At 72.3% G+C, this 7,265-nt stretch carries 6 protein-coding genes and 3 pseudogenes; 1 reads left to right on the top strand and 8 read right to left on the bottom strand.

Features of this window, described 5'->3' with window-relative positions:
- The 4 genes and pseudogenes from DRV84_RS15995 to DRV84_RS16310 all read right to left on the bottom strand — a co-directional run.
- A partial coding sequence (locus tag DRV84_RS15995) for a 2-oxo acid dehydrogenase subunit E2 (RefSeq protein WP_239995039.1) occupies positions 1 to 529 on the bottom strand: 529 nt, incomplete at its 3' end.
- Positions 530 to 536: 7 nt separating this feature from the next.
- Positions 537 to 962, bottom strand: a pseudogene (locus DRV84_RS16320) (aldehyde dehydrogenase family protein); the annotation flags it as partial.
- Positions 963 to 1,202: 240 nt separating this feature from the next.
- Positions 1,203 to 1,373: pseudogene (locus DRV84_RS16315) on the bottom strand (aldehyde dehydrogenase family protein); the annotation flags it as partial.
- Positions 1,374 to 1,432: 59 nt separating this feature from the next.
- Positions 1,433 to 2,182 (bottom strand): aldehyde dehydrogenase family protein, encoded by a 750-nt coding sequence (locus DRV84_RS16310; RefSeq protein WP_275668744.1) that lies wholly within the window; start codon positions 2,180 to 2,182, stop codon positions 1,433 to 1,435.
- 233 nt (positions 2,183 to 2,415) lie between these two features.
- Here DRV84_RS16310 and DRV84_RS15985 point away from each other — a divergent pair, with 233 nt between their 5' ends.
- Entirely contained in the window at positions 2,416 to 2,853 is a 438-nt protein-coding gene (locus tag DRV84_RS15985; protein WP_239995038.1) for a hypothetical protein, read from the top strand.
- A 401-nt stretch (positions 2,854 to 3,254) separates the two neighbouring features.
- On the opposite strand, the pseudogene DRV84_RS15980 reads toward DRV84_RS15985, so the two are convergent.
- The 4 genes and pseudogenes from DRV84_RS15980 to DRV84_RS09250 form a co-directional block, all read right to left on the bottom strand.
- Positions 3,255 to 3,740, bottom strand: a pseudogene (locus tag DRV84_RS15980) (biotin/lipoyl-containing protein); the annotation flags it as partial.
- Between the two features lie 22 nt (positions 3,741 to 3,762).
- Entirely contained in the window at positions 3,763 to 4,758 is a 996-nt protein-coding gene (locus DRV84_RS09260; RefSeq protein WP_115979602.1) for an alpha-ketoacid dehydrogenase subunit beta, read from the bottom strand.
- A gap of 10 nt (positions 4,759 to 4,768) precedes the next feature.
- On the bottom strand, positions 4,769 to 5,746 hold the full coding sequence (locus tag DRV84_RS09255; RefSeq protein ID WP_115979601.1) for a thiamine pyrophosphate-dependent dehydrogenase E1 component subunit alpha: 978 nt from the start codon (positions 5,744 to 5,746) through the stop codon (positions 4,769 to 4,771).
- Between the two features lie 131 nt (positions 5,747 to 5,877).
- Positions 5,878 to 7,176: a M24 family metallopeptidase gene (locus tag DRV84_RS09250; protein WP_115979600.1), complete on the bottom strand. Its 1,299-nt coding sequence runs from the start codon at positions 7,174 to 7,176 to the stop codon at positions 5,878 to 5,880.
- Between the last annotated feature and the right edge of the window lie 89 nt (positions 7,177 to 7,265).

Below are 7,265 nucleotides of genomic sequence, written 5' to 3'. Positions count from 1 at the left end.
CGGCGTCGCGGATCACCGGCACTATCAGGCCGTGCTCGGTGTCCACGGCGATGCCGATATGGACGTAGTCCTTCAGGATGAGCCGCGTGGCGTCCGGTGAGAGCGAGGCGTTGAAGAGCGGAAAGCGCCGCAGCGTCCGCGCCAGCGCGGCGACGTGAAAGGCGAGCGCGGTGAGCTTGACGCCCCGCGCCTCGGCCTCGGGTTTCCAGGCGGCGCGCAACGCCTCGATCCGCGAGACGTCGGCGCGGTCGTGGTGCGTCACCGCCGGGATCAGCGCCTGCGCGGCGGCGAGGTTCCTGGCCGCGACCTGCGCGACGCGGCTCATGGGGCGTTCCGTGACCGGGCCGTGGGCGGCGTGGTCGACCTCCCAGTACGCCGTGTCGCCCGGTGCGGCGGGGGCCGCCGCGGGGGGGTCGAGGTCCTCCGGCCCGAGGGTGGTGCGCCCGAGGCGGCGGGCCTGCGCGTCGAGGTCGACGCCCTTCTCCGCCGCGCGGCGCCGGGTCGAGGGGCTCGCTGCGATGTCGCTCATGGCTGCCTCACCAGTCCGCCGAGATGTATTGCGTTTCCATGAACTCCAGCATCCCCTCGTGGCCGCCCTCGCGGCCGAGGCCGGATTGCTTGGTGCCGCCGAAGGGCGCCGCCGGGTCCGAGACGAGCCCGCGGTTGAGCCCCACCATGCCGTAATCGAGCCGCTCGCAGACCTGCAGCGCACGCCTGAAGTCGCCGGAGAAGACGTAGGCCACCAGCCCGTACTCGGTGGCGTTGGCGCGCCGGATCGCGTCCTCGGTGTCGGAAAAGCTCTGGATCGCGGCGACGGGGCCGAAGATCTCGTCGTGCACGCAGTCCGCGCTCTCCGGCACGTTCGAGATCACCGTCGGCGGGTAGAAGAAGCCCGGACCCTCGGGCACCACCCCGCCGCAGTCGATCCGCGCGCCCTTCGACGCGGCATCGGCGACGAAGGCGNCGGAAAAGCTCTGGATCGCGGCGACGGGGCCGAAGATCTCGTCGTGCACGCAGTCCGCGCTCTCCGGCACGTTCGAGATCACCGTCGGCGGGTAGAAGAAGCCCGGACCCTCGGGCACCACCCCGCCGCAGTCGATCCGCGCGCCCTTCGACGCGGCATCGGCGACGAACTCCGCCACCTTGTCGCGCGTCGCGGCGTTGACCAATGGTCCCACGTCCACCGAGGGGTCGGTGCCGTCGCCCACCTTCAGCGCCGCCATGCGCGCGGCGAGCCGCGCGGTGAAGTCCTCGGCGAGGCTCTCGTGGACGTAGATGCGGTTGGCCGCCGTGCAGGCCTCGCCGAGGTTGCGCATCTTGGCGAGCATCGTGCCCTCGATCGCGGTCTCCATGTCGGCATCATCGAGCACCAGCACCGGCGCGTTGCCGCCGAGCTCCATCGCGGGCTTCAGCACCTGATCGGCGGCCGACCTCAGNCGAGCTCCATCGCGGGCTTCAGCACCTGGTCGGCGGCCGACTTCAGCAGCTTGCGCCCCACGCCCGTGGAGCCGGTGAAGCTGACGACGCGCACCCGCGGGTCGTGCAGCATGTGATCGACCAGCGCGCCGGTCCGCGTCGAGGGCAGCACGTTGACGAGGCCCGGGGGCACGCCCGCCTCTTCCAGAAGCGGCATCAGCGCGAGCATGGTGAGCGGCGTCTCGGAGGCGGGCTTGATCACCACGCCGCAGCCCGCGGCGAGCGCCGGCGCGATCTTCCGCGTGCCCATGGCGGCGGGGTAGTTCCACGGCGTGACCAGCACGGCGAGGCCCGCGGGCTTCTGCTGAACGAGGATGCGCGCGCCGGAGGCGGGCGCGCGGGTGACCATCCCGTCGGCGCGCACCGCTTCCTCCGCGAACCAGCGGAAGAACTCGGCGGCGTAGGCCGCCTCGCCGCGGGCGTCGGCCCCGGCCTTGCCGTTCTCCAGCGTGATCAGATGCGCGAAGTGGTCGAGCCGCGCGGTCATCAGCTCCCAAGCCTTGCGCAGCACCTCGGCGCGCGCGCGCGGCGGGCGCGCGGCCCAGTCGGCCATGGCGCGTTCGGCGGCGTCGAGGGCGGCGTCGGCATCCGCGATATCGGCCGAGGCGACGGAGGCGAGCACCGCCTCCGTGGCCGGGTTGATCACGTCGAAGCGCGCGTCGGTCGGGCGCCAGGCGCCGTCGATATAGAGATCGGTGTGGTCCATGCGAGGAACTCCCTTGGTCAGAGCAGGTGGCGGAGCGGCTGCTCCACCCGGCCCGCGAAGTCGGTGAGACAGCGGATCGCCGCCCCGGCGTCGAGCGCGCCCGCCGCGCATTCCAGCGTGATCGAGAGGGCCGGGCCGGCGTCGGTCCGGGCGCCCGTATCGGGNCGCATTCCAGCGTGATCGAGAGGGCCGGACCGGCGTCGGGGGCGGCGCCCGTATCGGGGCCCGCGCCCGTGCCCGCGCCCGACCCGGCGCCCGCCGCGAGGATCGTCAGCACCGGCGCGGCCTCCGCGCCGAGGGCGACGCTGGCGAGCGGCGTGCCGCGCAGGTCGCGCACGACGAGCGCGGGCGGCGTCTCGGGCGGCGTCTCGGGCGCGGCCTCGGCCACCGCCGAGAGCGCGCGGCCCGGCGGCACCGTGAAGACCTGCGTGGCGCCCATCCGCTCCACGGCGACGGTGACGCGTTCGCCCGCGCCGAGGCTCGCCCCCGCGAGCCCGGCGAGCACCGCCCCGGGGGCGAGCCCCTCGGCCTCCGCCGCCCAGGCCGCGAAGGCGGCGAGCCCGTCGGTCACCGTGGCGGTCAGCCGCCGCGGCGGCGCGGCGAGTGCTGCGTCGGGCGCTGCATCGGGCGCCGCCGGCATGGCGCGCAGCACGTCGAGATCGGCGACGTGATAGGGCTGCGGATGGCCCGCCGCCGCGAGGCGGGCGAGGTCGAGCCCCTCCTCCGCCGCGCGCCGCCGCGCCTTCGGCGAGGCGAGGATGCGCCCGCCGGCCGCCTGCGGCGCCGCGGGGGCGGCCGGCGCGGTGCCGGGCGCAGACCGTGCCGCGGGGGCGGCGGTTGCGGAGGCGCTCCCATTTGCAGGGGCGGCCTGCGCACCAGGCTGCGCCGCCGGGGCGGCTGCACCGGATGCGCCCCCGGCCGCCGTCGTGTCGCCGGCCGCCGGGGCCGCCGCCGGCGCCGCGCCCTCGGTCACCGAGCGCGCCACCGGGGCGGCGGGCTCGGTCTCCGACAGGAGGGCGACGGGCTCGCCCACGGGCACCTCCTCGCCCGCCTGCGCGAGCGTCGCGGCGAGCCAGCCCGCGCGACCCGCTTCCACCTCCATGGTGCTCTTGTCGGTCTCCACCTCGAAGAGCACGTCCTCGGCCGCGACCCGCTCGCCCGGCGCCTTGAGCCAGCTCACGAGGAGGCCCGCGTCCTGCGCCATGCCGAGCTGCGGCATGGTCACCGGGTGGCCCTCGGGCAGCGCCGCGCCGGCCTCGGGCGCGCCGGCGTCCGGCGCGCTCTCTTCCTGCGCCTCCGACGCGCTCTGTCCATGCGCCGCTGGCGCGGGCGCGGCCGTCTCCACCTCTCCGGCGTCCGCGACGATGCGCGCGATCACCGCGCCAACCGGCACCTCCGCGCCGTCGCCGTAGGCCACGGCCGAGAGATACCCCTCCACCGGCGCCTCGACCTCCATCACCGCCTTGTCGGTCTCCACCTCGAAGAGCGCCTCGCCCGCGGCGACCGCGTCGCCCGGCGCCTTCGCCCAGGACACGATCTTGCCCGCGTCCTGCGCCATGCCGAGCTGGGGCATGGTCACGTCATGCGGCATGGATGAGCTCCCCGGCGCAGAGCCGGCGCGCGGTCTCCACCACGCCCCCGGGCGTCGGCACCGTCAGATCCTCCAGCGCCGGGCTGAAGGGCACCGGCACATCCATCGCGCCCATCCGCACCACCGGCGCGTCGAGATGGTAGAAGGCCTTCTCGGTCAGGCGGCTCGCGATCTCGGCGGTCACCCCGTAGCTCTGATGCCCCTCGTCGATCACGATGGCGCGCGAGGTCCGCTTCACGCTCTCCAGAAGCGTCGCCTCGTCGAGCGGCACCAGCGTGCGCGGATCGACGACCTCCGCCTCGATCCCCTCATGGGCGAGCGTCCCGGCCGCCGCCTCGGCCACCTGCACCATCGACGAGGTCGCGATCAGCGTGACGTCGCGGCCCGGCCGCTTGATATGCGCCGCGCCGAAGGGGATCAGGTATTCCGCCTCCGGCACCGGGGCCTTGTCCTGATACATGAGCTTGTCCTCGAAGATCACGACCGGGTTCTCGTCCCGGATCGCGGTCTTCATCAGCCCCTTCGCCTCGTAGGCCGAGGAGGGCATCGCCACCTTCAGCCCCGGGATATGCGCCACCAGCGCCTGCAACGACTGCGAGTGCTGCGCCGCCGAGCGCCGCGTCGCGCCGAGGTTCGTGCGCAGCACCATCGGCACCGTGAGCTTGCCGCCCGACATGTAGTGCTGCTTGGCCGCCTGATTGCAGAGCTGGTCCATCACCAGATAGAGGAAATCCCCGAACATCAGGTCGACGACCGGCCGCGCGCCGGTCATCGCCGCGCCCACGGCGAGGCCCACGAACCCCGGCTCGCTGATCGGCGTGTCGAGCACGCGCTCGGGCCCGAACTCCTCCACGAGCCCGGACAGCACCTTGAACGGCGTGCCCGCCTCGGCCACGTCCTCGCCCATCAGGAAAACGCGCGGGTCGCGGCGCATCTCCTCGGCGATCGCCTCGTTCACGGCCCGCGACAGGGTGATCTCGCGCATCGCTCTCTCCTCAGTCCGCGAAGACATGCATGTCGACCTCGTGGGCCGGCGGGTAGGCGGCGGCCTCGGCGTAGGCCACCGCCGCGGCGGCGTCCTCCGCGATCTCCGCGGTCATCGCCTCGAGCTCCGCCTCCGCGGCGATCCCCTCGGCGACGAGCCAGCCGCGGAAGCGCAGGATCGGGTCGCGGTTCTCCTTCCAGTCGCGCTCCTCCTCCTTCGAGCGGTAGTACTCCCGGTTGATGTCGCCCACGTGGTGGCCGTGGTAGCGGTAGGTCTCGAGCTCGACGAAGAAGGGCCCCTCGCCCCGGCGCGCGCGCGCCACCAGATCGCGCGCCAGCGCGTTCACGGCGAGCACGTCCTGCCCGTCCACCCGGTGCGCCTCGATCCCGAAGGCCTCCGCGCGCGCGGTGATCGAGCCGGCGGCGATCTCCTCGGTCTTCGTGTACTCCGAATAGCCGTTGTTCTCGCAGGCGTAGATGACCGGCAGCTTCCACAGCGCGGCCATGTTCATCACCTCGTACCAGAGCCCCTGCGCGGTGGCCCCGTCGCCGAAGAAGCACACCGTCACGTCGTCCGACCCCGCGAGCTTCGCGCGCAGCGCCGAGCCCGTGGCGATCCCCATCGAGCCGCCGACGATCGCGTTCGCGCCGAGGTTGCCGTGGCTCTGGTCGGCGATGTGCATCGAGCCGCCCTTGCCCCGGCAATACCCCTCCGCCTTGCCCAGAAGCTCGCAGAACATCTCCCGGAACTCGGCCCCCTTGGCCACGCAGTGCCCGTGCCCGCGATGCGTCGAGGTGATCCGGTCACTGTCCGTCAGCGCCTCGCAGATGCCCACCGCGACCGCCTCCTCGCCCGAGTACATATGCGTCAGACCCGGCATCTTCGCCGAAAGATAAAGCTGGTTCGCATTGTCCTCGAACGTCCGGATCCGCACCATCTGACGGTACATCCGCAAATAATCCTCCGAATTCGTCCTCGCGTCGGTCATCCGTCCTCCCGCGCGGGCCACGCCGCGGTCCTGTCTTCTTCTTGGTGAAAATATCCTCGGGGGGTGCGGGGGGCAGACAGCCCCCCGCCTCCGCCTCGGGTCATACTTCGCAGGGCGTGCTTGCACGCACCTCAATACCGGTTGGCGATCGGCAGCTCCTCGGCCGGGAAGAGGCTGATCACCTCGCAGCCGGTCTCGGTGACCACGACCTCCTCCTCGATCCGCGCGGCGGAGTAGCCGTCGGCGGCCGGGCAGTAGGTCTCGAGGGCGAAGACCATGCCGGTCTGGATCTCCATCGGGTGGTCGAGGCTGACCGCGCGGGAGATGATCGGGCGCTCGTGCAGCGCGAGGCCGAGGCCGTGGCCGAACTGGAGCCCGAAGGCGGCGTCCTCGTTCGGGAAGCCGAACTCCTCCGCCTTGGGCCAGGCCTGCGCGACGACGTCGGTGGTGACACCGGGCCGGATCAGGTCGATCGAGGCGTCGATCCACTCCCGCGCCTTGACGTAGGCGTCGTGCTGCGCGCTCGTCGCGCGGCCGATGTTGAAGGTCCGGTAGTAGCAGGTCCGGTAGCCCTGGTAGGACTGCAGGATGTCGAAGAAGGCCTGATCGCCGGGGCGGAAGTAGCGGTCGGTGAAGTTGTGCGGATGCGGGTTGCAGCGCTCGCCCGAGATCGCGTTGATCGCCTCGACGTCGTCGGAGCCCATCTCGTAGAGCATCTTGTTCGAGAGCGCGACGATGTCGTTCTCGCGCACCCCCGGTTTCAACTCCTCGTAGATCATGTGGTAGACGCCGTCGACCATCGAGGCCGCCTGCGTCAGGAGCTGGATCTCGTCCCAGTTCTTGATCTCGCGCGCGGCGAGCATGATCTGCTGGCCGTCCACGACGTGCAGGCCCTCCTCCTGCAGGGCGTGGAACATCGCGGTCTCGGCGTAGTCCACGCCCACCGGCATGTCGGCCATCCCGGCGTCGCGAATGAGCCCCGCGATCTGCTTGGCATACTTCCGCATGAGCCCGAACTCGGGCGGGATGGTGCCGCGCATCCCCACGACGCCCGCGAGGCAGTGGTCGGGCTCCAGCCAGTCGGAATACTTCTGGTGGTGCACCGCGGCCGAGCCGAAATCCCAGACGTACGGGCTGTCGTCGCCCGTCAGCAGGCAGAAGCGGCACATCTTGTCGCGCTCCCACTCGCCGATCTTGGTCGCCGAGACGTAGCGGATGTTGTTGACGTCGAAGAGCAGGAGCGTGCCGGCGTTCGACGCGGCCAGCGCCTGCCGCGTCCGGGCGAGGCGGTAACGGCGCAGCCGGTCGTGGTCGATGCGGCGCTCGAAATCGACCGAGGTGTGGCCCCAGGCGGGGATGCGGCCCTCCCAGCGCCAGTTGGGGTCGAGGTCCTGCGGCGTCAGAAGGTTGGGCTTGAGCGCGTGGGTCATCGGGTGTCCTCCGTGGGGTGCGTGCCCGGCACGCACCGCTTGCGGGGTTACGGGCGTGCGGGCTTTCGGGCGTCCGGGGACCGCGCGCG

It is taken from the genome of Rhodosalinus sediminis, from assembly GCF_003385555.1.
Lineage (GTDB): Bacteria > Pseudomonadota > Alphaproteobacteria > Rhodobacterales > Rhodobacteraceae > Rhodosalinus > Rhodosalinus sediminis.
The sequence above is the reverse complement of the archived record's forward strand: the minus strand, read 5'-3'. Positions and strand labels throughout refer to the sequence as shown.

Coding starts and splice junctions, on each gene's coding strand:
- DRV84_RS09260 (WP_115979602.1), bottom strand. CDS start 4,758: ATGCGCGAGATCACCCTGTCGCGGGCCGTGAACGAGGCGATCGCCGAG.
- DRV84_RS09255 (WP_115979601.1), bottom strand. CDS start 5,746: ATGACCGACGCGAGGACGAATTCGGAGGATTATTTGCGGATGTACCGT.
- DRV84_RS09250 (WP_115979600.1), bottom strand. CDS start 7,176: ATGACCCACGCGCTCAAGCCCAACCTTCTGACGCCGCAGGACCTCGAC.